The 24,002-nt window shown below is 66.1% G+C and carries 29 protein-coding genes; 2 read left to right on the top strand and 27 right to left on the bottom strand.

What is annotated here, in order from left to right; translation table 11 throughout:
- Nucleotides 1–2 precede the first annotated feature (2 nt).
- The 23 genes from J2X65_RS10150 to J2X65_RS10040 all read right to left on the bottom strand — a co-directional run bounded on the left by J2X65_RS10150 (nucleotide 3) and on the right by J2X65_RS10040 (nucleotide 16,891).
- The gene (locus tag J2X65_RS10150) at nucleotides 3–1,724 is read right to left on the bottom strand and encodes a phage tail protein (protein WP_310200794.1); all 1,722 of its coding nucleotides are present in this window, start codon (nucleotides 1,722–1,724) and stop codon (nucleotides 3–5) included.
- On the bottom strand, nucleotides 1,721–2,479 hold the full coding sequence (locus tag J2X65_RS10145) for a phage tail protein I (protein WP_310200793.1): 759 nt from the start codon (nucleotides 2,477–2,479) through the stop codon (nucleotides 1,721–1,723). Before J2X65_RS10145 ends, J2X65_RS10150 begins: the two co-directional genes overlap by 4 nt.
- Complete coding sequence (locus tag J2X65_RS10140; protein ID WP_310200792.1) at nucleotides 2,479–3,612, bottom strand: baseplate J/gp47 family protein; 1,134 nt, start codon at nucleotides 3,610–3,612, stop codon at nucleotides 2,479–2,481. Before J2X65_RS10140 ends, J2X65_RS10145 begins: the two co-directional genes overlap by 1 nt.
- Complete coding sequence (locus J2X65_RS10135) at nucleotides 3,609–4,025, bottom strand: phage baseplate protein (protein ID WP_310200791.1); 417 nt, start codon at nucleotides 4,023–4,025, stop codon at nucleotides 3,609–3,611. The genes J2X65_RS10140 and J2X65_RS10135 overlap by 4 nt, the downstream gene beginning before the upstream one ends.
- 57 nt (nucleotides 4,026–4,082) lie before the next feature.
- A complete protein-coding gene (locus J2X65_RS10130; protein ID WP_310200790.1) occupies nucleotides 4,083–4,352 on the bottom strand; it encodes a PAAR domain-containing protein in 270 nt (89 codons plus the stop codon).
- Nucleotides 4,352–4,783 carry a phage baseplate assembly protein V gene (locus J2X65_RS10125; RefSeq protein ID WP_310200789.1) on the bottom strand — a complete coding sequence of 144 codons (432 nt, stop codon included), beginning with the start codon at nucleotides 4,781–4,783 and terminating at the stop codon, nucleotides 4,352–4,354. The genes J2X65_RS10130 and J2X65_RS10125 overlap by 1 nt, the downstream gene beginning before the upstream one ends.
- A gap of 3 nt (nucleotides 4,784–4,786) precedes the next feature.
- Entirely contained in the window at nucleotides 4,787–5,932 is a 1,146-nt protein-coding gene (locus J2X65_RS10120) for a contractile injection system protein, VgrG/Pvc8 family (RefSeq protein ID WP_310200788.1), read from the bottom strand.
- Between the two features lies 1 nt (nucleotide 5,933).
- Nucleotides 5,934–6,167, bottom strand: a complete 234-nt coding sequence (locus J2X65_RS10115) for a tail protein X (protein WP_310200787.1) — start codon at nucleotides 6,165–6,167, stop codon at nucleotides 5,934–5,936.
- Complete coding sequence (locus tag J2X65_RS10110; RefSeq protein WP_310200786.1) at nucleotides 6,164–6,634, bottom strand: phage tail protein; 471 nt, start codon at nucleotides 6,632–6,634, stop codon at nucleotides 6,164–6,166. Before J2X65_RS10110 ends, J2X65_RS10115 begins: the two co-directional genes overlap by 4 nt.
- 9 nt (nucleotides 6,635–6,643) lie before the next feature.
- On the bottom strand, nucleotides 6,644–9,367 hold the full coding sequence (locus J2X65_RS10105; protein ID WP_310200785.1) for a tape measure protein: 2,724 nt from the start codon (nucleotides 9,365–9,367) through the stop codon (nucleotides 6,644–6,646).
- Nucleotides 9,368–9,380: 13 nt separating this feature from the next.
- Nucleotides 9,381–9,515: a hypothetical protein gene (locus tag J2X65_RS10100; protein ID WP_310200784.1), complete on the bottom strand. Its 135-nt coding sequence runs from the start codon at nucleotides 9,513–9,515 to the stop codon at nucleotides 9,381–9,383.
- 26 nt (nucleotides 9,516–9,541) lie between these two features.
- On the bottom strand, nucleotides 9,542–9,826 hold the full coding sequence (locus J2X65_RS10095) for a hypothetical protein (protein ID WP_310200783.1): 285 nt from the start codon (nucleotides 9,824–9,826) through the stop codon (nucleotides 9,542–9,544).
- Nucleotides 9,827–9,877: 51 nt separating this feature from the next.
- Nucleotides 9,878–10,156 carry a DUF2312 domain-containing protein gene (locus tag J2X65_RS10090; protein WP_310200782.1) on the bottom strand — a complete coding sequence of 93 codons (279 nt, stop codon included), beginning with the start codon at nucleotides 10,154–10,156 and terminating at the stop codon, nucleotides 9,878–9,880.
- 40 nt (nucleotides 10,157–10,196) lie between these two features.
- The gene (locus J2X65_RS10085; RefSeq protein WP_310200781.1) at nucleotides 10,197–10,712 is read right to left on the bottom strand and encodes a phage major tail tube protein; all 516 of its coding nucleotides are present in this window, start codon (nucleotides 10,710–10,712) and stop codon (nucleotides 10,197–10,199) included.
- A 42-nt stretch (nucleotides 10,713–10,754) separates the two neighbouring features.
- The gene (locus J2X65_RS10080) at nucleotides 10,755–12,026 is read right to left on the bottom strand and encodes a phage tail sheath subtilisin-like domain-containing protein (RefSeq protein WP_310200780.1); all 1,272 of its coding nucleotides are present in this window, start codon (nucleotides 12,024–12,026) and stop codon (nucleotides 10,755–10,757) included.
- Nucleotides 12,027–12,028: 2 nt separating this feature from the next.
- Nucleotides 12,029–12,271 carry a hypothetical protein gene (locus J2X65_RS10075; protein ID WP_310200779.1) on the bottom strand — a complete coding sequence of 81 codons (243 nt, stop codon included), beginning with the start codon at nucleotides 12,269–12,271 and terminating at the stop codon, nucleotides 12,029–12,031.
- Nucleotides 12,268–12,762, bottom strand: coding sequence for a Gp37 family protein (locus J2X65_RS10070; RefSeq protein WP_310200778.1), 495 nt, complete (start codon nucleotides 12,760–12,762; stop codon nucleotides 12,268–12,270). The genes J2X65_RS10075 and J2X65_RS10070 overlap by 4 nt, the downstream gene beginning before the upstream one ends.
- A complete protein-coding gene (locus J2X65_RS10065; protein WP_310200777.1) occupies nucleotides 12,759–13,217 on the bottom strand; it encodes a DUF1320 domain-containing protein in 459 nt (152 codons plus the stop codon). Before J2X65_RS10065 ends, J2X65_RS10070 begins: the two co-directional genes overlap by 4 nt.
- 10 nt (nucleotides 13,218–13,227) lie before the next feature.
- Nucleotides 13,228–13,644, bottom strand: coding sequence for a hypothetical protein (locus tag J2X65_RS10060; RefSeq protein WP_310200776.1), 417 nt, complete (start codon nucleotides 13,642–13,644; stop codon nucleotides 13,228–13,230).
- Nucleotides 13,645–13,648: 4 nt separating this feature from the next.
- The gene (locus J2X65_RS10055) at nucleotides 13,649–14,590 is read right to left on the bottom strand and encodes a major capsid protein (RefSeq protein ID WP_310200775.1); all 942 of its coding nucleotides are present in this window, start codon (nucleotides 14,588–14,590) and stop codon (nucleotides 13,649–13,651) included.
- 37 nt (nucleotides 14,591–14,627) lie between these two features.
- On the bottom strand, nucleotides 14,628–14,960 hold the full coding sequence (locus J2X65_RS10050) for a DUF2190 family protein (RefSeq protein ID WP_310200774.1): 333 nt from the start codon (nucleotides 14,958–14,960) through the stop codon (nucleotides 14,628–14,630).
- A gap of 32 nt (nucleotides 14,961–14,992) precedes the next feature.
- Nucleotides 14,993–16,123, bottom strand: coding sequence for a hypothetical protein (locus J2X65_RS10045; protein WP_310200773.1), 1,131 nt, complete (start codon nucleotides 16,121–16,123; stop codon nucleotides 14,993–14,995).
- A 216-nt stretch (nucleotides 16,124–16,339) separates the two neighbouring features.
- The gene (locus J2X65_RS10040) at nucleotides 16,340–16,891 is read right to left on the bottom strand and encodes a phage virion morphogenesis protein (RefSeq protein ID WP_310200772.1); all 552 of its coding nucleotides are present in this window, start codon (nucleotides 16,889–16,891) and stop codon (nucleotides 16,340–16,342) included.
- Between the two features lie 106 nt (nucleotides 16,892–16,997).
- Between J2X65_RS10040 and J2X65_RS10035 the strand changes: the two genes are divergently transcribed.
- Nucleotides 16,998–18,314 (top strand): AAA family ATPase, encoded by a 1,317-nt coding sequence (locus tag J2X65_RS10035; protein ID WP_310200771.1) that lies wholly within the window; start codon nucleotides 16,998–17,000, stop codon nucleotides 18,312–18,314.
- Complete coding sequence (locus J2X65_RS10030) at nucleotides 18,314–18,751, top strand: hypothetical protein (protein WP_310200770.1); 438 nt, start codon at nucleotides 18,314–18,316, stop codon at nucleotides 18,749–18,751. The genes J2X65_RS10035 and J2X65_RS10030 overlap by 1 nt, the downstream gene beginning before the upstream one ends.
- Before the next feature lie 140 nt (nucleotides 18,752–18,891).
- Here J2X65_RS10030 and J2X65_RS10025 read toward each other — a convergent pair whose 3' ends face one another.
- The 4 genes from J2X65_RS10025 to J2X65_RS10010 are packed head-to-tail and all read right to left on the bottom strand — an operon-like array spanning nucleotide 18,892 to nucleotide 23,996.
- Nucleotides 18,892–20,235: a PBECR2 nuclease fold domain-containing protein gene (locus tag J2X65_RS10025; RefSeq protein ID WP_310200769.1), complete on the bottom strand. Its 1,344-nt coding sequence runs from the start codon at nucleotides 20,233–20,235 to the stop codon at nucleotides 18,892–18,894.
- 7 nt (nucleotides 20,236–20,242) lie between these two features.
- Nucleotides 20,243–21,844, bottom strand: coding sequence for a DUF935 family protein (locus tag J2X65_RS10020; protein ID WP_310200768.1), 1,602 nt, complete (start codon nucleotides 21,842–21,844; stop codon nucleotides 20,243–20,245).
- On the bottom strand, nucleotides 21,841–23,499 hold the full coding sequence (gene terL / locus J2X65_RS10015; protein ID WP_310200767.1) for a phage terminase large subunit: 1,659 nt from the start codon (nucleotides 23,497–23,499) through the stop codon (nucleotides 21,841–21,843). The genes J2X65_RS10020 and terL overlap by 4 nt, the downstream gene beginning before the upstream one ends.
- Nucleotides 23,496–23,996, bottom strand: coding sequence for a DUF1804 family protein (locus J2X65_RS10010; RefSeq protein WP_310200766.1), 501 nt, complete (start codon nucleotides 23,994–23,996; stop codon nucleotides 23,496–23,498). Before J2X65_RS10010 ends, terL begins: the two co-directional genes overlap by 4 nt.
- Nucleotides 23,997–24,002: the final 6 nt, after the last annotated feature.

Below are 24,002 nucleotides of genomic sequence, written 5' to 3'. Positions count from 1 at the left end.
TGTCACCCCGGAAAGGTTTCGAACCGAAAGAAGGGATTGCCGCCCCGGCCGCCATTGGAGCCGGCGGAATTGGCACCGCCGCCGCCTCCTCCGCCGGGATCGCCGCCATCGTCGCCGCCGGTGCCCTGGTTCGGGCCGCCGCCCTTGCCTCCACCGAAGGGCGCCGGCGCGCCGAAGCCGCCGACCATGTTGGTGTCGGTGATGATGATGGCGGTGCCGCCGGTCTTGCCGTCAGCGACGAAGCCCTCCAAGTCGTTGAGGATCGTGGCGATGCCGCCTTCACCCCCGACGCCGCCTCCACCGACGACGCCGGCCGTGCCGCCCTTGCCGCCGGTGATGCTGACGATGCCGTCGATGAGGCAGGAGCCGCCATCGCCGCCGTCCGGGCTGGAAATGATGCCGCGCGTACCGCCGGCGCCGAGCGCGAGGGGGATGACGAGGTCCGGCTCGATCGGCAGCCAGATGTCGCAATAGGCGCCGGACCCACCTCCGGCGCCGGCGCCGGAGAGACCGACGCACCGGCCACCACCGCCCGCCGCACCATGGCCATAGATGTGCAGGAGAAACTCGCCGGGGCCGGCGGTGAAGGTGGCGCTGGTGGCGTAGCGCAGGCGGCGCATCGGGCCGCCGATCTCGCTATTGGCCGGCGCCGTCAGCCGCATGCTGACATCGCCGTCATGCTCGATGACCGTGGGCACGCCGGCGCGCAGATCGCCGTAGCGGAGCGGGCGTCCGGTGCGGGTCAGCAGCGGAAACACGCCAATGCCGGGGATCGTCACATTGACGGCCGCGGTGTTGGTGAAGGCCGGCATGATGCGGATGGGCATGCGCGCCAGCTCGGCGACGTTGTTGGGCGCCGGATCAAACGTGACGATCAGCGCATTGGCGGTGCCGGTCGGCGCGCCGAGATTGTTGAGCCGCTGGGAGCGCACGGCGCGCGCCAGGCGATTGCCGGAGCCCGCCGCCTCGACGATGCCGGACTTGGAGATGACGAGGGAGGCCTCCTGCTCGACCCACAGCGCCTCCCAGCCGGTGGCAATGCGGCGGAACACCTTGCCGGTGTCGCTCGCGGCGACGCGCTTGCCGATTGGCGCGGCGTAGAAGCGCCAGCCACCGAGGTAATAGGCGAGCTGATGCTGCTTGCCCGCCCAGGCGCCGGTGGCGCCGGTCGGCACCAGATAGAGCATGTGAGCGGCGGGCGACGCCGGCGGCGCCGTCGTGGTGGCGCTGTCCACCGTGATGAAGGGCCGCGTGAGCACCCGCTCAAGAACCCACGACTGCGAGGCGAGCAGCACGGTCGGATCGACCAGCATCTGCACCGACGAGGCGGTTTCGAACACGATAGGCAGGCGCACCAAGCCTTCAGTGCTGGCGCCGTCCGCGAGCAGGGCGACGTTCATCGCCGGCAGCTTGGCGATGACGATGAGGTCGCCGGCGGCGTCGTAGATGCCGGCCTCGCGCAGCGTCCAGCCGCCGACGCCGGAGGGAATGATTCCCTCGACATACAAGATCGCGGGATTGGTCGGGTGCGGGTACTTCTCGGCGAGCAGCGTGCGATAGCGCTCATTCACCAGGGCGGTGGCGGCGTTGCTGGGAGCGGTTTCCGCGCCGCCGCCATCGCCGAACGCCATGGACGTCAGCGACAGAGCCGGGCCGCCGGCGGCGGCCGCCGCGAGCTTGGCGAGACCCTTGTTGGTGACGAGGCCATAGTAAAGCTGGCTCATGCGGCTAGTCCTTGCGTCGGAAGGGTGATGCAGACGGGCGCGCCGTCGAATTCGACCAGGGCGTCGTCAAAGGCGAGCTGCACGAGCTCCCAGCCGAGCAGCGGCTCGATGCTGATCCGCCAGCCGGCCAGGAGGCCGACGCCGGCGGTCACGGTGCTGGAAACCTCGGGAGCCTCGGGCGTCCACGGCTCGATCTGGATCGAGGTGGCGGAAAGCACGCCGACGCCGACCGGCTGCGACACCTCGGCCTCGGAGGTGATGCGCAAGCCGTGGTCCTGGCTCCAGCGCTGCATGGCGTGGATCATGCGCCAGATGGCCCGCACCTCTTCGGTGCCGGTCAGCTCGGCGCCCGGCCAGAGCGGCTCGTTGATCGGCACCTCGATATGATGGGTGCCGCGAATGCCCTTCGGGCTCTCCTGCCACCACTGGAACAGCTCGGCGTCGTAGCCGAGCATGGCGATGCCGCCGACGATGCCGACGCCGTAGCCCTTGGGCTCGTGCAGCTTCCAGGCGTTGAGGATCATGTCGCGGATGATCGGCGTGGGCAGGCCGGGGCCGACGAACTCGCCCAGGGAATGCTCATAGGCGAGATACGGCAAAGCCTCCTCGCGCACGTCCGCCGGATCGAGCAACATGAGGTCGGGAGCGTCCAGCTCGTCGAGCGCCGCCTCGAAGGCGCCGAGCAGGGCACGCACGCGCTCGTCGGCCGCAAGCGGCGGCGGGATGAGCTTGAGGATGGAGACCCGCTCGGCCATCACGCCTCCTCCACCACGACGGTGAGGGAGGTCAGCTCGGCGAATTCGGAGGGCGCGAGGGCCTGATAGCTGTAGCCCTCGATCTCGGCCTCGACGATGCCGGCGAGCTGCTTGATCGGCGAGGTCACGGCGGCCGTCGAGACGCGCGGGCCGAGCATGCGGCGCCAGGCCGCGAAGACGCCGCGCGCGATACCCTCCGCCTGGGCGGCGATCGTCGCGGTATCGCCGTCGATCCAGAGGCGCAGCGTCGGTGCGAACGGCACGGCGGTGGCGCCATATACCGTCACCTCGTCGCCCTCCGGCCGGCCCTCCATCGGGTCGCACGCCGCCATCACCGCGTCGGAAACCGCCACCGGCAGCGGCAGGGTTTCGGTGAGCACGTAGAGGTCGATGAGGCAAGGCTCCGGCCGGATCACGGCCACGTCGATGATGGCCGGGTGCGCGCCGAGGGCGAGCTGGCGGTAGCCTTCGCGCGGGCCGCCCCGCGAGATCAGCTCCCACGCCTCGGCGATGCGAGCGCGGAAGGGATCATCTTTCTCCTCGTCGGCACCGCCGTCCGACAGGGTGAGCGCCGCGGCCGTCTGCACGCCCGCCACCGGGTCGAGGATCGTCAGGGCGGCGCCGGGCTGCACGCCGTTGCTGGCGAGGCCGGCCACGGCCGCCATGGCGCCGACATCGCCAAAGGCGGCACCGGGAGCGATGACGAGATCCGCCGTCGTCAGAAAGACGCCGGCGCCGCCCTCGGCCCTGACGCGCGTGCCGGCTTCCACCACGGTGGAAGAGGGGCGCGGCCCCGCGAGGGTGAAGCGCACCGTCAGGGCGGCCGTCGAGGCGGCGAGACGATAGGTGTTGAGCCGGGCGCCGATGAGGTCGAGGAACCGGCCCTTGGCGAAAGGCAGAAGGCGCTGAATGACCGCCATCTGCTTTTCGGCACCGCGCACCTGGAGCGCGTAGGCCATGGTCTCGATCATGTACATCTCGACCTGACCTTCATAGAGCTTGCGCCCTGTGAGGCCCTCGAAATGCTTTGCCACGAGGTTCTTGTAATAGAGCGGATCGGCCGAAAAGAACTGCGGTTCGCCGGCGGCGATCAACTGGTCGAGCGTGTAGACGCGCGTCGGGGAGAGGCTCACAGCAACTCCCCCCCGACGAGACCTTCCCGGACCCACAGGCCCAGCTCGGTGCGGCGGATCTCGGCCGCGACGTCGTCTTTCACGCGCCAGGGGATGGTGGTCTTGAAATGGTGGAAGTCGACGGCGACGGCCTCGACCGGAAGCACCTCGATCCGCGAGACCCACGTGGCGAGGCCCATCCAGATCTCGCGACAGATGAGCGGAAGTCCCTCGGCCGGCGGGCGGTCGATATAGGGAAGGATGTCGCAGCCCTTCTCGGGGTTACATGGCACGCTCCCTTTCGGCGTCGTGGCAATGATCAGGATTTCCTGCTCGATGTCGTCATAGCCCGTGACGATGCCGCCGCCGGACGGCTCCGTCTGGCGGTAGGCGAGCTGCCAATGGACATGGCGAATGGTCGAGCGATCCAGCATGGCGCGACGCTAGACGCGCGCGCGCGGAACAATGACGGGAGCAATTCCCGTGGCCCGCTACTCGTCGATGAGGAACCAATCCCGGCCGGTGCTGGCGTGGCCGCAGGAGGCATGATGGCCGGCGCGGCAGACGGGAACGCCGTCGATCGAGAACCAGTCGGAGCCCTCGACCATGATGGGAAGCGGAGAATGCGGCGGATCGCCGTGCGGCGCAACCGGGTCGCCGAGCACGACGACGAGCTGCCCCTCGACCGTCATCATGTCCTGCCCGCCGGCGAGCTGCACGCCGCCGGCGCTGTCGAGCGCCTTCACCGCAATGCCCGGCATCAGGTCTTCTGCCCCTTCAGCGACGGCGTGGCGATGATGGTCTCGCCCGGCTTGATCTCGATGGTGGAGGCGCCCGCCTTCAGCTCGATGCCGCCCGGTGCGCTCAAGGTGAGCTTGCCGGTGCCACGGTCATAGTCGAAGACGAGCCCGCCCTCGAGCGCGGCGTGCATGTGCCGGCCATCGGTGATGGGCGGCGGGTCGAGGTCGGAATAGATCGAGCCGATGATGGTGCCCGCCTCGGCCTTCTCGTCGACCAGGCAATTCACCTGGGCGCCCATGTCCGGCATTGAATAGACGCGGTTCTTGCCGCTGGTGGCGGCCGGCTGGTTGACCTCCAGCCACCAGGACTTCACGCCGTCACGGTCCTGGAACTCGACGCGCGCGCGGACCTTCTCGGGATCAAGCTCGGTGACGATGCCGCGACGGTACATGGATCACTCCGGCCGGATGACGCCATCGGCGCCCATGACGCCGAGGCTGGTGCCGCCGGCGCTACCCGACGCCTTCGCCGAGTTCCCGGATTTCTTGGTCTTCGAGGAAGCCGAGGCCGCCTTGCCATCCGACGCCTGCTTGTCGGTAAGACCCTCGATTTCGACGGAGGTGGTGTAGCCGCTGCGGCGCTGCGTATGCGTCGACTGCTTGACCAGGTACTTGCCGGACTTCTTGCCGAAGGAGGTCAGCTCGATGACGACGCCGGCGACCACGCCGGGATCGCCGACGAGATCCAGCGTGCCGGCATATTTCGGGCTGTTGCGCTCGTCGAGCTTCGATTTGGCGAGGCGTTCGGCCTGCTCTTCGTTCTCGACGCGCACGTCGAGCTTCACCACGTCGCCCGAGGCGGTCATCAGGCCGAGATCGTCCGACGACGAGGAATCGCCGGAAATGACTTTCTTGCGCTGCGGATGGTGATAGCGGACCTCGGCACGCTTGGCGGCGACATGATCGGCCTTGCGCAGGCTATAGGCCGTCAGGTTTCGCGGGAAGTCTGTCACCGGGTCGAAGGTCCGCACCGGGTCGGCCGAGCGCAGGGCGTTGCGGGAGGTGAAGACGAGCGTCTGGCCCTTCACCGCGAAATAATGGCCGGTCTCCTCGGCCAGGCGCTTCAGGAAGGCGAGATCCCGCTCGCCATTCTGCGTCACCCGCTCATAGGACAGATCCTCGATCTCGCCCTCGACGCTGAAGCCGTGCTCGCCGGCGACCTTGCTGACGATCTCGGAAAGCGATTGCTCCTCAAAGGAACGATGCTTGGCGGTGCGCAGCTCTTCGGTCTTCGGCGCCGAGAGGCCGCGAAACTCGACCCTGTCGCCGGAGGCATCCCCGGTGGCGGTGTCTTCGTCCACGGTGAACTCGCCAGCAGGCGCCAGCTCGTCGGCATAGCCGTAATCGAGCTGGAACTTGTCGCCCTCCTGCGGCTCCCAGTCGTCGAGCCATAGGCCGTTGCTGTTGTGGACGGTCACGCGCACTTCGTCGGATTCGCCGTGCGTGCGGTCGGTGTAAGTGATCTCGGTCGGCCACATCGCCAGTTCCGAGGTGATGTCGCGGCCCTGATAGACGAGGCGAAATGCCGGCTCGCGGATCATGTCAGCGCTTCCAGGGCGGCAGGGCCGCTGTCGAGACGGCGGTGGGGCGCTCGCGGATCGGCACGATGATATCGAGGCCGCTCGGCAGGATGAGCGGGATGGTCATGGCGTCGAAGAACAGCGCCCGGTTCGCATTGATCAGCTCGCCCTGGAGCGACACGTCGCCGTAATAGCGATAGGCGAGCAAATCCCAGCGGTCGCCATCCTTGGTCGGATGCACGAGATAGTCGGTCATCGTTGCGCGTCCGGCTTGGTGGTCGAGCTGCCGAGGCCAGCGGCCTGGCTGGCGGCGGTGGAAAGGGCGGCGGTGAGCAGGTTCGGGATCGGCGCCTCGACCAGCGACATGGTCGCCTCCAGGCGCACGACCCGCCAACCGGAGCGCGTAGTCTTCAGCACGTCGCGCTCCAGCGTCTCGATCACGAAGTGCCGGCCGTCGAAGCTGACGCCCGTCACCAGCGGCATCGCGGCCTTGATCTTGTACGCCGCCCAGAGCGTCGCCCATTGCGCCGCCGGGTCGCAGAACGTCTCGTCGAAGAAAAACGAGATCTCGCGCGTGTCCAGCTCCTCGCCGATGAGCTGGAGCACCGGCTTGCCGCGGATCACGTCATGGCGGGCATAGGAGTTGCCAAAGGTCTCGTTGAGGGCTTTCGGGCCGGTCAGCGGCGTGACGCCGAGGATGATGTTTCCGAAAAAGGCGAACATGCTCCCTCCTCAATAGGCAAGGCGCTGGCGGTCGCGCACGGCCTGATCGACCAGGCGAGCGAGGACGTCGGCGTGGTCGCGAAGCTGCTGGGCGAAAGACGATTGCAGCGCCTGGGCGTTGTCGCCCTGGACGCTGAGAGTGGGGTTGTAGTTGACCTGGACGGTGACGCCGCCGCCTGACGTCCCGCCGCCGGCGGGCAAGCCCCCCGACAGCGGCTCGCCACTGAGCAGGCCGCGCATGCCCGCCGTGACGGATCGCACCGCCGAGACCGCCGGGCCGGGCCGGATCGCCCCGGCCAGCGTCTCGGAGAAGCGCACGCGGTCGAGGTCCGACAGCGGCCCGACCTTGGCCGGGCTGTGCGGGAGATAGTCGCGCATCTGCTGGGTGACGCCGCGCACCGCCTCGACGGCCTGGCCGGCCCCGGCGCGAATGCCGGCCGCCAGCGTCGCCATCAACGCGACACCATGGGAGTGGAACGACGCCGAGGTGAGCGCCTGGCTCGCCACCTGCACCGCCGCCTGCGCCGCCGGTCCGATCTCGGCGATCAGCTTGCTCGCCTGGGCGGAGCGCTGCGCCAGCTCGGCCATGTCGGCCGCGCTCTCGATCTTGGGGCCGGATGAGCCGCCGCCGAACCACGACCCGAAGTCGGGCATGGACGGGATGATGCTCGACCAGTTCCAGTCCGGCAGCAGGCTCTTCCAATCGAACGACGGCAGCGAGATCGCCGGGATGATGCTCGACCAGTTCCATTCGGGGAGCCAGCCGGACCAATCCGGCAGGATGCTCGACCAGTCGAACGCCTTGAGCCAGTTCCAGGCGTCGGAGAAGATTTTCTTGATCTGCTCCCACTTCTCGGAAAGCCACGGGCCGATCGTGTCCCAGTTGGTGTAGATCAGATACGCCGCACCCGCGAGGGCGGCGACGCCCGCGGCGATCCAGCCGATCGGCGTCGTCATCAGCGCCACGCCGAAGGCGACAGCCGAGCGAGCGGCGGCAAAGAGCAGCCCCGGCAGGGCGCGCAGGCCGGCGGCCGCCATCAACCCGATGCCCTGGGCAGCGCTGGCGAGGAGGCCCGGCAAGGCGCGCAGGCCGGCCACTGCCATTGCGGCGATCCCACGTGCGGCGGACATCAGCATCCCCGGCAAGCCCATCGCCGCGATGGCCATGAGGCGGGCGCCGGCGGCCGCGCGAACCAGCAGCCCCGGCAGGCCGACCAGGCCGCGCGCGAGGAAGGCGATGCCGAGCACGGCACCGCGAATGGCGCCGGCGCTGGCGAAGATGAGCGCACGGCCGAGCAGCATCACGGACCGGGCCGTGCCGAGCGCCAGCAGTCCGACCAGGCGCAGGCCGGCAGAGAACGCCCACATGGTGGTGGACACCGACAGGATCGCCAGCACGCGGGCGAGCGCGAAGCCCGCCACCCAAGCGCCGCGCGCGACCATGAAAAGCCCGGTGCCGAGATAGTAGATCGGCTGCGCGAAAGCGGCGGCGATCAGCAGATAGGAGAGATTCTCCCAGCCGCCCATGGCGTTGGCTAGCCATTCCGCCCCGCGCGCCACGGTGCCGATCGCCGCCGCCATGCCCTTCGCCGCCGCCCAACCCTTTTCAAGCGTAGCGATCAGTGTGGTCGAAACGTCGCCCGCCCAACGCTGGAGGGAGCCGTCGGCCGACATGGTGTCGATCGTCGAAAGGATCTCGCCCAGCCGGCCTTTCATGTAGTCGAACAAGCCGGCATTCATCACCATGAGCCGGATACGCGACCACTGGTCGCCAAGATTGGAGATCATCCCGTCCCAAGTCTGGGACAGCCGCTCCATCGCGCCGCCATAGGCGGAGTTCCAGATATAGGCCAAGGCGTTCTCAATCGCCTTGCGGTCATTCTTGAGCGCCTTGATGACCTTCTGCGTGCCATCCGTGGCCGTGAAGGAAAACAGTGCGTAGGCGCCATCGATGGAGCCCTTGACGCCGAAGTCCTTCAGTCGTTCAAACTCTCCCGTCACCGCGTCGGCAACCGCTTCCACCGCCTGGATCAGCGGCTTTCCCATTGCGGCGGCGGTATTGCCCAGCGTCTGAAGCAGACCCTTGGTCGGGTCGAGGGCATAGGTCCGCATCTTGACGAAAGCTTCCGTCACCGCGGCCATGTCGTAGGGCGTCCGGGTGGCGAAATCCGACACCCAGGCAAGAGCCTTTTGTGCTGCCGCCGCCGAATGCTCTGTCGTTTCGAGGATGGCCGCGAATTTCTCGAACTCAGCGGCGGGGTCGACGAGCTGGGAAATCAAGAGGGAGCCCGCGACTCCCAGAACGCCGGCGCCTGTCGCCAGTCCGGCGCCGATCGCGCCGCCGGCCTTGACGCCCTGCCAGATTCGCCCGGCGCCGCCACCGATCAGGCCGCCGCCCTTTACGATAAGATCACCCTGTCGGCGGGCATAGTTGCCGATCGAGACAAGGGCCCGATCCCAGCCGCGCTGTGCCATGGCGGCGGCGGCGCGGGAGGCTTCACCCGCTCGACGGGCGCCGGCAATGATGGTGTCTTGCGCTCTACCGACCGCGCGGGCAGCACGCTCATGCGCCTTGCTGTATTGACTGACCGCCTTGGCAGACTTCTCGGTGGCAGCCGCCGCCTTGTTCGCGCCTGCGATGGACGCCTTGTTCGACGCGCGCACCGCCTTGTCGACGCCGCGCACTGCGCGGGAAGCCTTGTCGATCGCCTCAATGACGAGCGCGACGCGCATCGGATGCTCCCGCCTAGCGGGACTTGCCCGCTTGCTTCATGGCCTCGGCTTCAGCCTTGGCATCCTCGACGGCGACCTGGAGGTGAAAGGCGAATTCTGACGCCGTCATTGCGAAGATGTCCGCCGGAGGCCAGCCCCGGCGGATCATCCAGTGGACATCCCGCGGATGCGGGATCAGTCGTTTCCCGCCTCTTCCTCGTCTTCGTCGCCGAAGAATTCGCCGGTGAGCTGGAGGTAGTCCTTGCCCTTGATGCGCTCCTGGATATCGGCGAGCGTCCAGGTCTCGCCGTTGAAGCGGCAGACGCGCTGCATCAGCGCGAGCTGGAATTTCGGGCCGTCGCCCTTGGCGTATTTCTGCGCCGCGGTGCTGTCGGCGACGTTCCAGTCGTCGGGAATGGAGACGACGACCTTGGAACGCTTCAGCGTGATGTCGCGGCGGGAAAACTCGGTGATGGACATGCGGGTGCTCCGGGTTGTGTAGGGGACGCGGGAAGAGACGGCCGGCGGGGGCTAGCCGGCCATGCCCAGCGCCTGGAGGTAGAGGTCGAGGATCGCCTCGTGCTCGGCGCGCTGGTCGGCATCCTGCTTGCGGATCTTCAGGATTTCGCGCAGCGCCTTGACGTCGAAGCCGGTGCCCTTGGCCTCGGCGAACACGTCCTTGATGTCCTCGATGATGCTGGCCTTCTCCTCCTCAAGCCGCTCGATGCGCTCGATGAAGGATTTCAGCTGCTCCTTGGCGAAGCCGGCGGCCGCGTCGGAAAGCGGCTGATCGTTCGGGATGTCGGACATGGTGCGCTCGATGGCGTGGAAGGGAAGCGGTGCGGCCGGATCAATCCGGCCAGACGGGCTCGCCGTTGATCTGGTAGACGCCGGCGAATGGGTCGTATTCCAGCAGCGGGATCTCGGAGGTGCTGACGCGCTGCACGATACTCACGATGGAGATCTCCATCTCGTGCCCTACCGCCTCGCCAAGCGTGTGCGCGTTGCCGGACAGCTTGGTGAAGTGCACGCCCATAGTCGTCACCAGTCGGTGGCTGGCGGCCGTGTCCAGGCCGCTCGACCCGAAGACGTCGACATAGGAATGCAGGGAGAAGCGGACCAGGCGCGTCGGATTCATCGCGATGCGCGCCATTTCATGGTCGAGCCAGGCGAAGCTGATCTTGCCCTTGATCGCGGCAACCGATCGGCTGGGCAGCGAGATCACGCCGATCATGCCGAGCGTTTCGTGGTCGACGGTCGTGACTTCGAAATCGCCCTGGTCGAACTCTTTCACCCGGCCGGTGAGCCGGTTGTTCTCCATGTAGACGTCGGCATTTGTGATATGGCCGACCTTGATCGGATCCATGGTCAGTCTCCCGCTGAGGGCCAGCTAGCCCGTGTCGAAGGGTCAGGAAGCGAGGCCGAGAGCGGTCTGCGCCAGCGAAGTGTCCAGGTAGCTGTCGACGGTGACGCGCTCGGTGATGCCGACCGGCATGCAGTCGAGCCGGTAGTAGAAGCGGCCGTCCGTGGCGTCGCGAGAGGTAGTCTTCTCCCGGTCGAAGCGGAAACGCCCGCCGTAGAGAGCCTCTTCGCCCTGCTTTTTGCGCAGGAAGGCGTCCACGTCTTCCTCGATGTCGTCGAGGAAATTCTTCGAGGCCGGCCGATCGATCTTGTCCATGAGGTAGAAGAGGGCCGCCTCGTGGACCATATCGAGCACGCGGCGCACATGAATGAACTGGTGCGGCGTGGTCATTGTCGGGAAGGCGGCCGAGCGATTGCCCCAGGTGCGATAGCCCGAGCCGAAATAGTTCATCGCCGTGATGAGGCCGACTTCGTTCAGCGCGTTGGTGTCGCTGTCGTAGCGGCCCGGCACGAACTCGATGTCGCGCTCCAGCCCGGTCACGTCGGCCATCTGCCGGTTGGACGGCGAGTAGTGGTAGCCATAAGCGAGATCGCTGGCGATCATCATGCCGGCCAGGTGCTGGCTATAAGGCTGCAGCGACTCCTCGGCGGTCACCGGATCGATCGCCTTCAGGTGCGGATAGCACAGCAGGGCGCGCATCGAGCTGGTGTTGTAGGCGCCCGTGGTGCCGCGCTGCTCGACCGCCTGCTGCACCGTGAGGCCGGACGGCAGATCCGCGATGTAGACGGCGCTGAGGTCGGTGGCCTGGACCTCCATTTCGGCGCGCACGCCGGCGAGCGTCGAGAAGCGCGGCGCGCAGAGGATCTTGGGAAAATATCCCAGCGAGTTGAACATGCCGCGGGCGAGCTTGAAGCCCGACGCCTGCCCGCCGGCCGAATAGGCGCCAACAATATCGGCCGCCGTCACCTTCGTCGGATCGGGCGCGGTGCCTTCCTTGTGCACGTCGGGATCGAACACGTTCACCGCCACGATGGTGCCGCCGCCCCGGCCGGACTGCACCTTGTTGAACATCGCCTCGCAGGCTTCGGTGAGCGAGTAGCCGGCGCGATGCGGGCCGAGCAGCTCCGCGATCTGGTCCTTGCGCCGGAGCACGATGCGCTTGTTGATCGCCGCCGCGCGCTCGGCCGGCGTGTCGTACAGCTCCTGGATCGGCGCGGTGCCGACGATGAAGGTGACCGCTGACTTGACGTCCCGAACGACGCCATTGCCTTCGCGATGCTCGACGATCTCCGGGCCGTGGTGGAAATTCTCGGCCATGATCAGTCCTCCTGCTGGCCGCGCCTGGCGCGCCGGGTGGGTTCGGTGGGGGCTTCGGGTGCGGCCTCGTCCGGCACCGGCGCGAGCAGGCGGGCGTCGAGCCAGGTGACGACGTGCGGATGGTCGGCAGGCAGGCCCGTGACGGTGGCGCCGGGCGACAGCTGGCCCTCCCACACTGGAACGCCGGCGGCGTCGAGGAGCGTCACGGCCTGCGCCGCGCCGTGATAGGTGTAGGACGTGCTCATGAGGCCTCCGAAAAGCGGTTCATCATCGCCGGCCGGTCGCCGGTATCGGGGGCGGCGACCGCCGGCGCTTTGCACGAGAAGCGAAAGCCCCAGCGCCACACGCTGCCCTTCTGTTCTTCGAGCTGGTCGGAGATCGGCACCATCGCGGTGGCGCCGGCGAAGGACTGCCCCTGAAGGGCGAGCCGGATATCGTCGAGCGCGTCATGGGCGCCAACCGCGCCGAGATCGGAGCGGCGCATGGAGCGCACCAGGAGCGAGATCGCGAAGGTGAGCGTGCGCATCGGGGCGTAGGCCTGGACGGGCGCGCCAGCCTGACCGGCGTAGGACGAGCTGTCGTAGCGAACGAAGCAGGCGGCGGCGTCGCGGTCGGGGAAATCGTACTGCGACGGGTCGTCGGGGAAGGCCTCGATCCGCGTGATGGCGCGCGGCAGGCGATCCTTCAGGCGCACCACGATGGCGTCCTCGATCTGCTGGGTGAGCGGCGCCGTCATCGCCAGCCCTCCAACGCCGAGGACATGCGCGAGGCCGGCATGGCACCGCTGACGGTTTCGGCCGCCGTGCCTGCCTCCGGCTGGGCGCCGTCGCCGTCGACATCGAGCGTCAGCTTGCCCGAGGCGATATCACGCAGCATCGCCATGGCGGTGTCGTACTGCTTCGTAACGTCCGCGTTCATGGCCGACTGCTGGCCACCCTTCGGACGCAGCCGCCACCGGGCGATGTCATGGGCGATGCCTGCCAGCACCTCGGGCACCACGACGAAGATCCGCGGGTAGCGAGAGCGCACATAGCCGTCGATCACCCCATCGGCGTAGACCAGCTCCTTGGCGAGCAGATCCTCGTCGATCACGCGGGAGCCCCGCAGGCCGGTGCCGGCGAGCTGCTCGGCCTCGTCGCCCAGGCGGGTGATGAAGTCGGCGACCGTCAGATATTTCGGGGTGGCGGGCATGGCCTGACGCTCACTCGGTTTCGGTCGGCTCGCCGAGCACGCCGATAGCGACCAGCGTTTCCGCCTCGGCCTCGGTCAGCTCGATGGTGTTGGCCTCGGGAACGTCGGGGCGATAGCTCCGGCGGTTGTGGCGCAGCGGCGAGAGCACGGGATAGAAGTGCACCGCCGGCGCGTCGGGAGGCGCCAGCTCCAGGGCGGTATCCAGGCGGGCGGCGCGAGCCGCCTCGATCAGCGGCTGTGCCGCATGCGTGACGCCGGCCGGGATCTCGCCCTCGCCGGAGGATGACGGGGTGGCACCCTCCGGCGAGGCCCCGGCGGCCGTTGCTGCCGGGGGAGTATCGGCCGCCGATGGGCTTGGCGACCGCTGGGTATTCGTCGGCGCGGCCTTAGCCGCCGCGCCCTTGCTGGATCGGGCCGCCTTCGCCATGGCGCTACTCGGCCGCGCCCTGGAACAGGAAGCCGCCCTCCGCGCCCGTCACATAGGGCCGGTACTCTTCCGTCACCGGATAGACCCAGCTCTTGTTGCCGCGCTCGTAGTAGGGCTGCTCGACCAGCGGATAGCCGGATAGCCGGTAGATGTAGCCGTAGGACGGGATCATGAAGCTGTTGCCGGCCGTGTAGTGCAGCAGCGCGTCCTTGCCCCAGACGTCTTCGGCCTGCGCCGTATCCGGCGCGGTCTCCGGCAGCGCGACGGCCTTGCCGACGATTACTTCATCGAGATCGAAGTACTTGGCCAGCATCGCTTCGGTGATACTCTCGGAGCTGGTGTACTTGAACCGTTCGGTAATCTTCGGATGACGACTGAGCGCGTTGCGAACGTCCGGGCCGATGGTCATCTTGTTCGGGTAGCGCCCGATCGAACGACGGACGGCCTCCCGTCCCGCCGTCACGTCGGCCGCCGGGTCGCTGTCGGGATCGGACCACTTGTCGGTGCCGGCGAGGGCCACCTTGTGATTGGCGTCATAGATTGCCGGGTTGCGCACCAGGGTGGCAACCTCCACCTCGCGGCCAAGCGCGATGATGTCCTGCACCGCATTGGTCGAGATCTGCGCGAGGTTGATGCCCGGCACCCGAGCCGCCGACGAGCCGACCTCGTCGGGGACCAGCGCCTCCAGCGCCTCCTGGGTGAGTGCCACCGGATCGCTGGCATAGCCGAACTGGACACGCTTCGTCTGAGCGCCAGGCGCCCGGCGCGTGTCCATGTAGCGACGGAAGGAATCCTTGCCGAAACGGATCACCTTCATGGAACGGTCGGGGATGTCCGCGAACGGCAGGACACGATGGGCGATGAATTCCTGGTTGGTGTAGCCGCGGGCGTGCGTCGACAGGATCGGGTCGATCACCTGGGCCTGGCGGGTGTTCATGGCGGACATGGAGGCTCTCCGAGACGAGGATGACGAAGCGCTGCGGTCAGCGCAGGAGGACGGAAACGCGACCGCCGATCGGCGCGGCGTTCAGCGCGCGAGCGGCGACGTTGGTGTTGGCGCCCTTGGGGATGGGGCGCCCGTTGGCGTCCGACACCAGTTCGTCGCCCTCGGCGATGGCAGCGCCGGCCTCCATGTCGACCGCGCCGATCAGCGTGATCGGAAGGGCATCGCCGATCTCGGCGGCCATGGCGGAGACGCCCTTCACGACGCTGTTGAGCACCGCCTGGCCATTCGCGAAGGTCACGAAACGGCGCTCGGCGATGGCGGTGGTGGCGGTCCCGGTGAGCTTGAGGGTGTCGATGCTGCCCATGTGCATGGCGGCGGCTCCGGTGAGAGGTTGGCGCGCCGTCAGGCGCTGGGATCGACGGCGCGCACGGCGTCGAGGTAGCTCGTGCCGGGGTGCTGGCGCTGATAGGCGAGTGCCTTGCCGTGCAGCGCCGAACGGTCGGCGTCGACGGTGAAGCCACTCGGCGCCGCGAAAGCGGGCGCCTCGTTGGCATTGCCGTCGCCGGCCGGGAGCGTGCCGCCCAGCGGCACCACCTTGGGCAGTTCGCGCAGCAGCCCCTTGAGGTGCTCGGCCGGGCTCACGGCCGTCTCGCCGGCGGCGAAGGACACGGGCGCAACGGCGCCGGAAGTGATGGCGTCGAGCACGGCGACCAGGCGCGCCTCCTGCGCCGGCAGAACGCGGCCGGCGGCGACCAGCTCGGCGGCGAAGGCGACATTGCCGTCATGGACGATGCCGCGCTCGCGATCGGCGAGCTGGCGCTCACGTTCGTCAAGCGCGGTCTGGCGCGCGGCAAAGTCCGCCGGCGGAATGGTCGGGGTGGTCATGTTGGGATCCTCGGGGGGCGGGTTGGCATAAGCGGGCGCCGGGCTCGTCGCGGCCGGCTGGTCGGCCTCTTCCAGCCAGCGGATTTCCCAGTCGGGCAGCGCCTTGTCGGCCTCCTCGATCGAGAATTTCTCGATCAGGAATTCGCGCAGCTTGCGCAGGAGACTGGCGGTCTCGCGGGCGCCGGCGGCAAATTCGACGGTGACGGGATCCTTGGCACTGGCGAAGGACACGACCTTGAGGCCGGTGACGGCGGGAGCGGCGGCGCCGAGGAAGCCGACGTGGCGCGGATACCACTTGCCGGGTGCCGGATTGGCCGGATCGCCGGGGCGGAAGAAGCTGAGGGACACCTTGCGGTAGCGGCCGGCCTGCACCGCCTCGGCGAAGGACGGCTCGATGCGCTCCACCTCGGCGGTGAGGCGCTGGCGCTGGTCGTCGAAGCTGAAGGAGCGCGCCCAGCCGAAGGCCGGTGCGTCGATGGCGGGATGGCCGATGACGATCGGCGCCGGCGCCGCCTCGGCATCGTAGGAGGCGGCGAGGCTGCGGAGATCGTCGGCCGAGAAAGCGATGCTTTCGCCGCCCATGGTCACATGGGTGCCAGGGCGGAAAACCTCGATCGTGCGGGTGGCAGGCGGCGCTGATGTCGTCATGAAGACGACGTTAGAGACGCACCGCGCCGGAGTTGACGGGAACAGTTCCCGAGGGCGCCCGTGGCGCGGGTGGAGGGCATCGGCGCGATGCCGGGATCACCTGCGCGGGCCGGAAGCCTTTTCCGGCGTTTCTGACGGCCATCTGACGGCCCTCGCGCCAGATGAGGCTAACGTGGTAGCCCGAGGGGCGTCCAGAGGCTTCCTGCGCGCTCCCTGTTAGTCGCCCTCCGGTGAGCTCCCGTCAACCGCCAACCAGTCCTCGATGGCGTCGCGCGCGGCCTCCTCGTCGCGCCGGCCGAAGCCGATATAGGGACGCGCCGGGATGGACACGATGACCGCCTTGAGAAAGGTGAAGCCGAAGCCGCCGGCACCGACGAAGGGCACCCTGAGCGCATTGGCGTTCCTGGCGCGGATCTCGTGGGTGGAGCCGAACTGCTGGGCCGCGTCGTAGGGCGGCGCATTCGGGCCGAGCCGCAGCACGTTGCCGCTGACATTGTAGCTGACCGATCTGCGCAGGCGACCCGAGACGGACAGGATATGCCCGCTCCCGCCGCGCAGCATGATGGTGGTGAGGGCCAGCGGCGCCCAAGCCTTGCCCTGCGGGTCGGTCTCGGTATCGAAGCGCTCGTCGGTGGTGATGAGCAGCGCCTCGCCGACATTGGGCAGCGCGCCTTCGATATTCTCGGTGCGCTCGACGAGATCGCCGAAAACGCTTTCGACGCGAGCCCGATCCTGTGGTGAAAGATGGACTTTAACTTCGATCAACACGTTTGCGATGCCCACCGTTCACGAGGCTGGGGATCTACCACAAAGCTCTGAATGGCATTATCAGAGTTCCTCATCTGTATGGTAGGGGGAGGTTCGCTTGCCAACAATGACGATCGCAGATTTTTGCTGCCTTAAGGATGCGTCGATTACACTGTCGCCGGTAAATATAATTATTGGACCTCAGGGAAGTGGAAAAAGTGTAACGACAAAATTATTTTATTTTTTTAACGACATACTAAGTAGTTTTATACAATTTGCCGAACGCGGCGATAGTATTGAGGATTACAAGAAGTCATTAGCACGGCAATTTACAATGTGGTTTCCTCCTTCTGCTTGGGGGTCACAGAGATTTAATCTAAATTATACGGCGGCTTCTTTCTCGGTTCGTATCCTTCGCAGGAAGGCGGCTGGTAAATTTGCTGATGACGTCGCCATCACATTTTCCGATTGGTTTACGAAGTATTATTCGCAGACATCTGAACTATTTGACAAATATAAGGCGGGTGAAGATCTTGATTCTGAAGCAAAATCGCTACTAACAGAATCTATTGACCGAGTGTGGCGTGTGCGTGACGTGATAATACGGCAGCTAAACCAAAAATTGGAAGATGAATTTCTTTCAGAACAGACATTTATTCCTGCTGGTCGAGCATTTTTTACAAGTATCGGTCGTCTTGTTGCGGGTCTTGAACAGGCCGGAAATCTTGATCCTGTGACTATAAAATTTGCTCGAATATTTGCAAATATTAGAGACAGAGATTCTAGCAGATCCAGCTATAGAATTGCGCGATTGGGTGACGAATTTATCGAAAGAAGAAATGTATTCATGAACCTGTTTTTTGGGGGTGAAATACATTACGAAGACGATATTGCATATGTTTTAACAGAAGATGGTAGAAAAATTCCATTTTCATATCTTTCTAGCGGGCAGCAAGAAATACTTCCGATGTGGTCCCTTATGCAATATTTCAATGAACTAGATCAGCTTCGATCTCCGCCAAATACGCGCAATGTCAGGCGCTATAGGTCTCTAGTTTATATTGAAGAGCCGGAGGCGCATCTGTTTCCATCTGCACAAAGCATACTTATGGAGTTTTTGATAGGGTCTGTTGCTTCCGGGCGCAACCGTAGAAGTCTAATTATGACAACACATAGTCCGTATATAATGTCTGAACTTAATCTATTCATTAAGGCTGGGCACTTGTCCCGAAGGAAAAAGCGAAATCAGGAGATAAACGAAATTGTTCCTCGGTCATGTTGGCTGCACGATGGCCAGTTCTCAGCTTTCGCCATCGAGAATGGACGACTCAGGGATATAATTGACGCAGAGGGTCTTATCGATGGTGGCTATTTGGATGATGTATCTGAGGTGATATCTCGGAAATTTTCGGAACTTCTTCGCATTGAGAGCGAGATGTCCTGATGGAGCGCTGCACGCAAATTGTAACGCATTCTAAAATTAAAGTTGAAGAACATGGTAGAAAGGCCATTTTCGAGAATTCCAATGGTGACATGTATCACGTGTCGATTGTCGATAATTGTCTTATAACTGATGGAAGTAGGGCGGATAGGTTGGTTAGAAAAGTTGGAGATTCTTCGGTTATTGTTGAATTAAAGGGTAAAGATGTTGACCATGGTATAAAACAATTGATGGCTACCGTTGAACATCCAAATATAAGAAGTATGCTAGAATCTAAGATTGGATTTCTTTTGGTATGTCGTCGATATCCAAAGTTTGACTATTATGTTGCAAAGGCAAAGACTGAGGCTGCTAAAAAATATAAGGCAGGATTCCATGTCGTTTGCGACCAAAGACAAGTTAAAATCGAAGAAGTTGTCAAAATAAACGGCTCGGTGTGAAAATGTTTGTGTTGGTTCAGACGCCGTAGCTTGTCTGCCTTCGGGCTTCGTGGCACTCTGGAGCCGTGAAGAACCGCAACGGTCGACGCGTCGCCGCGCTCGTAGGCCGTTCGGGCGTGAGGGAGTGGGCGGCCGCTTTCTCACTCACTGTTCACTGTATTTTTCCATAGCAGCGCGCCTCGCCTTTCCTTCTCCAGGTAGGTGTTTCGATCCGGCGGGAAGGCCGTCACGCCGCGCCACGCGCGCGCCGCCCATTCGAACATTACGAAGCCGCGCTCGGCCTCCGCCCAGCGGATATAGGACCGCAGCAGGTACAGCGCGCCATCGGCGTCCCGAGCCCAGTTCACCCAGATCTCGTCGGGATCCTTGAGGGTCTCGGCCAGCTTCAATACTTCGGTGTCGCGGCCGCGCTTAGCCACCTTCCAGGCGCCGCTGGCCGTCTTGAACAGTTCCTCCGAGATCGGCACGACATGGCCGGCAGCGTCCCGCCACGCCACCGACTTGCCGACGTCCGCGCCGAACTCCTTGAGGAATGCCTGGGCGTAGTCCTCGGGCGGCAGGCCGGGCGCCAGGCTGTCGGCCGTGAAGGCACGGCCAGCCGGGGCGGCCGGCGCCTGGGCGCGCTCGCTGCGCGGCAGCTCGGGCGGCAGGACGTCGAGCGGCTTTTGCAGCTCGCGCGGCACCACGCCCTCGGCCCAGTCGCGACCAGGTGCATGGTCCCACCCGAATTCGATGCCCTCCGGCACCTCTACGCTGTCCCCGGTGGCCGGGTCGCGAACCCGGCGCATCGCCGCCGGCGGCGGCGTGTCCGGGCCGTCCTTGCCCATGCGCGTCAGGTCGCGCTGCGACAGCGGGCGCACGCCGCACGAGCAGAACCAGCCATTGGGCGGGTAGTGCTTCTTCCAGAACTCGTGATCCCAGCGCAGCACCAGCCCATTCCAGGCCACGTGCTGGACGCGCGGATTCGCCGGGCGCCGCCGATCGCCGTGGCGGTACATCCAAAACGGCCGCACCTTCACGACGTCAGGATGCGTCATCTGCTTGTAGCGGCCGGCGGCGTGAGCCGTCAGCAGATTGGTCTCGTAGATGACCCGCGCCCGCCACGCCCGTCCGGCCTCGGTGCCTTCGCCGGTCCAGCCGGTCCAGCCGTGCCTCGCGACGATGTCGTCGAATCGTTCGCGGAACTGCGGCAGCGTGATGCCATCGGCTATGGCGGCGTCGACGGCGCCGTGCAGACCCGCCAGCAGGGCGTCGCGCGTGGCGCCGGCGACCACGAAGGCGCGATCATGGGCATTGCCCGCCAGATCCCGATAGCCGCGCGTGGGAAGCCGGACCTTCTGGCGGTGGAAGTCGATGGCCTCCTGCATCGCCAGCCGAAACCCGCCTTCGGCAAAGCGGGGCGCCGGCCTGGCGACGCGGCGCCGGGCAAAGGAGGCGGCGTTCGCCGGCCGGATGGATTGCAGGATGCGAAGGGCGACGGTCATGCCGGCCTCACTTGATTTCGTCGACGACGTCGGCGCGGCCGGTCAGCTCGGCCAGCGTCAGCGCCGGTGCGAGCACCTCGCCGAGCGGGGTGACGACGATGTCGCCGGCGAGGCGCAGCAGGAGATCCTTGACGGCGGGCAGGGTGAGGCTGCGGGCGTCGGCGTCGGCCACGGCGGCCTTTGCGCGGGCGATCCAGGCGGCGAGCACCTCCTCGCCGGCCGGGCCGAGCTGGTCGAGGATGTCGGCGAGCCCATGATCGTCATGGGCGGCGAAATCAGGCGTCAGGGCGGTGGCGCCCAGCGCCGAGCTGCGCAGCGCCGGCGGCGGGCCGAACTGGCCCTTGAGCAACGGATCGGCGACGACGTCGACGCCCATGATCTCGGTGAGGGACTTCTCTAGGCCCTCGGCGGGGCGGTAGCCCTTGCCGGCGAGGTCGAAGAGGGTGTCCAGCTCTTTCTTGGCCCGGTCCGCCTTCTTGGTGCGCACGTCCTCTATGGCGCCCTCGTTCTTGGGCCGAAGGCGCCAGATCGACGGCGGCTCGGCGCCAGGCACATTAAATTCTGTTACCCACTTTGCGAGCGTGTCGGTCAGCGTGGCTGTGAGCAGATCCCCATCGGCGTCGGCAATGCGGGACGATACGTCGTCGTGGGTTTCGGTCGCTGCCCGCGCACCGACGCCCTGGAGGTTGGTCGACAGGGTCTCGCCGAGCACGGCGACGCTCGTCTGTTCATCCCAGAATCGGCACCATTCCTCATAGGTCGCCGCGCCCGATCGGGCGGCTTCGAGAAACTCGACGTCGGTGCCCATGGGCACGACCAGGGCGCCCTTCTGCACCAGGTCGAGCAGGTGGCGCAGCAGCTTCTCCTGCTCGGTCGGCGGGGTGCCGAAAGGATATTTCGCGACCGGGGTCGGGGACGCGTACTTCTCCAGGAAGTGCGCCCAGAAGCCGACGCCCTCGCGCTTGAAGAGCACATGCCAGAACAGCACCCGGCCGAGGCCGCGGCCATAGGGATCGGAGCCCTCGGCATCGTGACGGTGCACGATGAACTTGCGCGCCGGCAGCGCCTCGCCCTCGAAGGTGTTGGCGTGGGTGAGGAGCCGGGGCTCCCACTCGCGGTCGAAGACGAAGCGGGCGCGCTGGTGTCCGACGATGCGCTTGGGGAAGATTTCCCCGCCGCCGACCGCCCATTCGATCTCGGCGACCGAATAGCCGTACAGCACCGCGCCGAGCAGCTCGCGGCACAGCCGGTCGAAGCCGATGCGCTTGATCTGACGCTCGACCAGCTCGGCGGCCGCGACATCGATGGGCCGCTCCGATGCCGGCGTGACCGTCCATTCGCGGGAGACGACCTTCAGCGTGCGCTTGTTGAGCACGGCGAGGGCATGGCCGTCGCGCAACACCTCGTCATAGAGCCGGATGCCCCGCACGCCGCCGCGGCGCAGGATGGTCTCGTCTTCCGACCGCAGCACGTCGCCATAGTTGGGGATCGTGATGTCGTTGCCGGGCGTCGCCAGCATGCGCGTCATGTCGGCCGACACGCGCGGCGCGCCGGCGGGAGCGGCGAAACTGGCCTTGGCGCGGTCGCGACGGCGGGAACGTTTACTCATAGGCGATAGCCTCCGAAGGTGTCGCCGGTGCCGGCCGAACCGCCGATCATCGAGGCGAGGGAGCCGACCGCGCCGGCGCCGTAGCGGATGGCGAGGCCCCACAGCATTTCCAGGGCGTCCGGGCCGTCGTCATGGTCGGCATGCGGCCATTGCTGAAGCTGCTGGAGCAGGGTCGCGTGGGCGGCCGAGAAGCGGATGGCGCCGATCGATGTGTGCGGCTGGAGGCGCTCGATGCGCAGCGTCTTGTCGGCGATCTGGTCGATCGGCATCGCCGGCAGCATCACGCCTTCCTTCAGCGCGCGCGCCATCAGCTCGGTGCGCAGGAATTCCTGAAACTGCACCGTCTCCACCGCCCAGAGCTGGCACTGGTACTCGCGCTGGAGGGCGATGGTGTCGGCGATGATGACATCGGGCAGGCGCTTGCGGATCGAGGCTTCCACCACGTTCAGCACCGGCATGTTGCCGGTGCGATCGAGCGCGCCGACCAGGATGGCCGACGGATCGCGTCCCTTGCCGGACTTGCCGAGCGAGGGATCGACCGCGCCGAAATGCAGCCAGTCGCGCCGCACCAGGACGTAGAAATGCAGCTTCTGGAACGGGGCGTTTTCCGGCGTCGGTTCGCCCTGCTGCTCGGAGGCGAAGGCGGCAGGGCTCTCGATCCGCTCCATCATGAGCTGGAGCAGCGTCTGCATGGCCGGCCAGTTCAGCAAGGCGCCCTGGTCCATACACACGCGGTTCTCTGCGTAGAAGTCCCGCGCGGCCTCCTCGCCATCGTTGCGAAGCACCTCTTCGAAGCGGTCCCAGAGCTGGAGATCCGCGGGCAGCTCCATCAGCGCCTTGAAGCGGTTCAGCCGCCAGCCGGGGCGCTTGGCGTTGCGCAGGATGACGGCGTCCCAATGCACGACGGTGCCGATATGCAGAAGATCGAGCGAACCATCGGCTGGGCCGAGCTTCAGCACCGCCTTCAGAACCCAGCTCTCCAGCTTGTCGCGCTGCTCGGGCGAGCGGACATTCTCGTCATTCTCGATGTCGTCGAGCACGACCAGGTCGGGGCGGTGCGGGCCGTGGCGACGGCCGCGCAGCTTCATGCCCGAGCCGACGCCCTCCATGCGCACGCCGCTGCGCGTGACGATTTCGCCCTCGCGCCAGACGCGGCCCTGGCCGACCAGCTCGGGGAAATCCATGGCGAGGCGCGGGTTCACCTCCAGCTCGCTCTTGATGGCCTCCAGCTGGAGGGCCGCCTGGGCATAGCTGTCCATGACGATGATGATGTAGCGGGACCGCTCGATGAGGTCGCGCCAGATCGGGTAGATCAGCGAGATGATGGTGGACTTCGCCGCGCCACGCGGGGCGATCTTGACCTCGCGCGCGCCGCCGCCGGCCGAGGTGATGCGCGGCAAGTCCTCGAACAGGTGCAGATGCAGCAGCGAGGGCGCTTTGGTGAGGTAGTGCGGGAAATACGTCTCGGCGAAGAAACGTAGTCCCGTCACCGGGTCTTTCGCTTTACTGCGCCGCTCCGCCTTCGCCGCTTCGTCGACCGGGAAGGCGGCACATTCCAGCTCGACACGCGACCGATAATTCGCGGTGAATTCCGCGAGCTGGTCGCGGAATTCCTTGGCCGACAGGTCGGGCGCAAGGTCGGGGCGGCGGATCATTTGTAGGCTTCCGGCAGGGTTTCGCCGAAGGGCTCGATGATCTCGATGAAGGCCGGGACGTGGGCGGGATACTTGCGCGCGATGAAGTCGCCGAGGCGCTTCAGCACGTCCATGGCGACGCCGAGCTGCGAGATCTGCGGCGAGATCCGGCCGGCGGCGCCGATGGTCTTGTTGAAGCTGTCGGCGAGACTGGCGAGGATCTTGGCCTTGTCGCCGGCGCGCAGGTCGCGATCGTCCTTCAGGGCGTCGATCGTCGCCTTGTGCTGCACCACATAGTCCTCGACCACCTCGGCCAGCAGCGTGTCCAGGCCGTCGCCGGACACCATGCTGGCGGCGCGGGCGGTGTCCCAGTCGTCGCCGGCGTCGCGCGCCTCCCGCTTCCAGCGGCGCAGGGTGGTTTCCGGCACGCCGACGATGATGGCGACCGTGGGGAGCGGCCGGCGCTCCATCACATAGGCACGGCGGGCTCCGCGCTTCTTCGCGTCGTCATGCGCCATGGCACT

The organism is Ancylobacter sp. 3268, from assembly GCF_031456575.1.
In the GTDB taxonomy this organism is placed as follows: Bacteria; Pseudomonadota; Alphaproteobacteria; order Rhizobiales; family Xanthobacteraceae; genus Ancylobacter.
The sequence above is the reverse complement of the archived record's forward strand: the minus strand, read 5'-3'. Positions and strand labels throughout refer to the sequence as shown.

What these genes read in the sequence shown, in the direction of transcription:
- J2X65_RS10035 (WP_310200771.1), top strand. Translation starts at nt 16,998, where the DNA reads ATGACGATCGCAGATTTTTGCTGCCTTAAGGATGCGTCGATTACACTG.
- J2X65_RS10065 (WP_310200777.1), bottom strand. Translation starts at nt 13,217, where the DNA reads ATGCCCGCCACCCCGAAATATCTGACGGTCGCCGACTTCATCACCCGC.
- J2X65_RS10010 (WP_310200766.1), bottom strand. Translation starts at nt 23,996, where the DNA reads ATGGCGCATGACGACGCGAAGAAGCGCGGAGCCCGCCGTGCCTATGTG.
- J2X65_RS10135 (WP_310200791.1), bottom strand. Translation starts at nt 4,025, where the DNA reads ATGCTGGATCGCTCGACCATTCGCCATGTCCATTGGCAGCTCGCCTAC.
- terL (WP_310200767.1), bottom strand. Translation starts at nt 23,499, where the DNA reads ATGATCCGCCGCCCCGACCTTGCGCCCGACCTGTCGGCCAAGGAATTC.
- J2X65_RS10130 (WP_310200790.1), bottom strand. Translation starts at nt 4,352, where the DNA reads ATGCCGGGCATTGCGGTGAAGGCGCTCGACAGCGCCGGCGGCGTGCAG.
- J2X65_RS10110 (WP_310200786.1), bottom strand. Translation starts at nt 6,634, where the DNA reads ATGTTCGCCTTTTTCGGAAACATCATCCTCGGCGTCACGCCGCTGACC.
- J2X65_RS10095 (WP_310200783.1), bottom strand. Translation starts at nt 9,826, where the DNA reads ATGTCCATCACCGAGTTTTCCCGCCGCGACATCACGCTGAAGCGTTCC.
- J2X65_RS10060 (WP_310200776.1), bottom strand. Translation starts at nt 13,644, where the DNA reads ATGGCGAAGGCGGCCCGATCCAGCAAGGGCGCGGCGGCTAAGGCCGCG.
- J2X65_RS10045 (WP_310200773.1), bottom strand. Translation starts at nt 16,123, where the DNA reads ATGACGACATCAGCGCCGCCTGCCACCCGCACGATCGAGGTTTTCCGC.
- J2X65_RS10055 (WP_310200775.1), bottom strand. Translation starts at nt 14,590, where the DNA reads ATGTCCGCCATGAACACCCGCCAGGCCCAGGTGATCGACCCGATCCTG.
- J2X65_RS10145 (WP_310200793.1), bottom strand. Translation starts at nt 2,479, where the DNA reads ATGGCCGAGCGGGTCTCCATCCTCAAGCTCATCCCGCCGCCGCTTGCG.
- J2X65_RS10115 (WP_310200787.1), bottom strand. Translation starts at nt 6,167, where the DNA reads ATGACCGACTATCTCGTGCATCCGACCAAGGATGGCGACCGCTGGGAT.
- J2X65_RS10105 (WP_310200785.1), bottom strand. Translation starts at nt 9,367, where the DNA reads ATGCGCGTCGCGCTCGTCATTGAGGCGATCGACAAGGCTTCCCGCGCA.
- J2X65_RS10085 (WP_310200781.1), bottom strand. Translation starts at nt 10,712, where the DNA reads ATGGATCCGATCAAGGTCGGCCATATCACAAATGCCGACGTCTACATG.
- J2X65_RS10125 (WP_310200789.1), bottom strand. Translation starts at nt 4,783, where the DNA reads ATGTACCGTCGCGGCATCGTCACCGAGCTTGATCCCGAGAAGGTCCGC.
- J2X65_RS10080 (WP_310200780.1), bottom strand. Translation starts at nt 12,026, where the DNA reads ATGGCCGAGAATTTCCACCACGGCCCGGAGATCGTCGAGCATCGCGAA.
- J2X65_RS10120 (WP_310200788.1), bottom strand. Translation starts at nt 5,932, where the DNA reads ATGATCCGCGAGCCGGCATTTCGCCTCGTCTATCAGGGCCGCGACATC.
- J2X65_RS10025 (WP_310200769.1), bottom strand. Translation starts at nt 20,235, where the DNA reads ATGACCGTCGCCCTTCGCATCCTGCAATCCATCCGGCCGGCGAACGCC.
- J2X65_RS10150 (WP_310200794.1), bottom strand. Translation starts at nt 1,724, where the DNA reads ATGAGCCAGCTTTACTATGGCCTCGTCACCAACAAGGGTCTCGCCAAG.
- J2X65_RS10100 (WP_310200784.1), bottom strand. Translation starts at nt 9,515, where the DNA reads ATGATCCGCCGGGGCTGGCCTCCGGCGGACATCTTCGCAATGACGGCG.
- J2X65_RS10070 (WP_310200778.1), bottom strand. Translation starts at nt 12,762, where the DNA reads ATGACGGCGCCGCTCACCCAGCAGATCGAGGACGCCATCGTGGTGCGC.
- J2X65_RS10020 (WP_310200768.1), bottom strand. Translation starts at nt 21,844, where the DNA reads ATGAGTAAACGTTCCCGCCGTCGCGACCGCGCCAAGGCCAGTTTCGCC.
- J2X65_RS10075 (WP_310200779.1), bottom strand. Translation starts at nt 12,271, where the DNA reads ATGAGCACGTCCTACACCTATCACGGCGCGGCGCAGGCCGTGACGCTC.
- J2X65_RS10030 (WP_310200770.1), top strand. Translation starts at nt 18,314, where the DNA reads ATGGAGCGCTGCACGCAAATTGTAACGCATTCTAAAATTAAAGTTGAA.
- J2X65_RS10050 (WP_310200774.1), bottom strand. Translation starts at nt 14,960, where the DNA reads ATGCACATGGGCAGCATCGACACCCTCAAGCTCACCGGGACCGCCACC.
- J2X65_RS10090 (WP_310200782.1), bottom strand. Translation starts at nt 10,156, where the DNA reads ATGTCCGACATCCCGAACGATCAGCCGCTTTCCGACGCGGCCGCCGGC.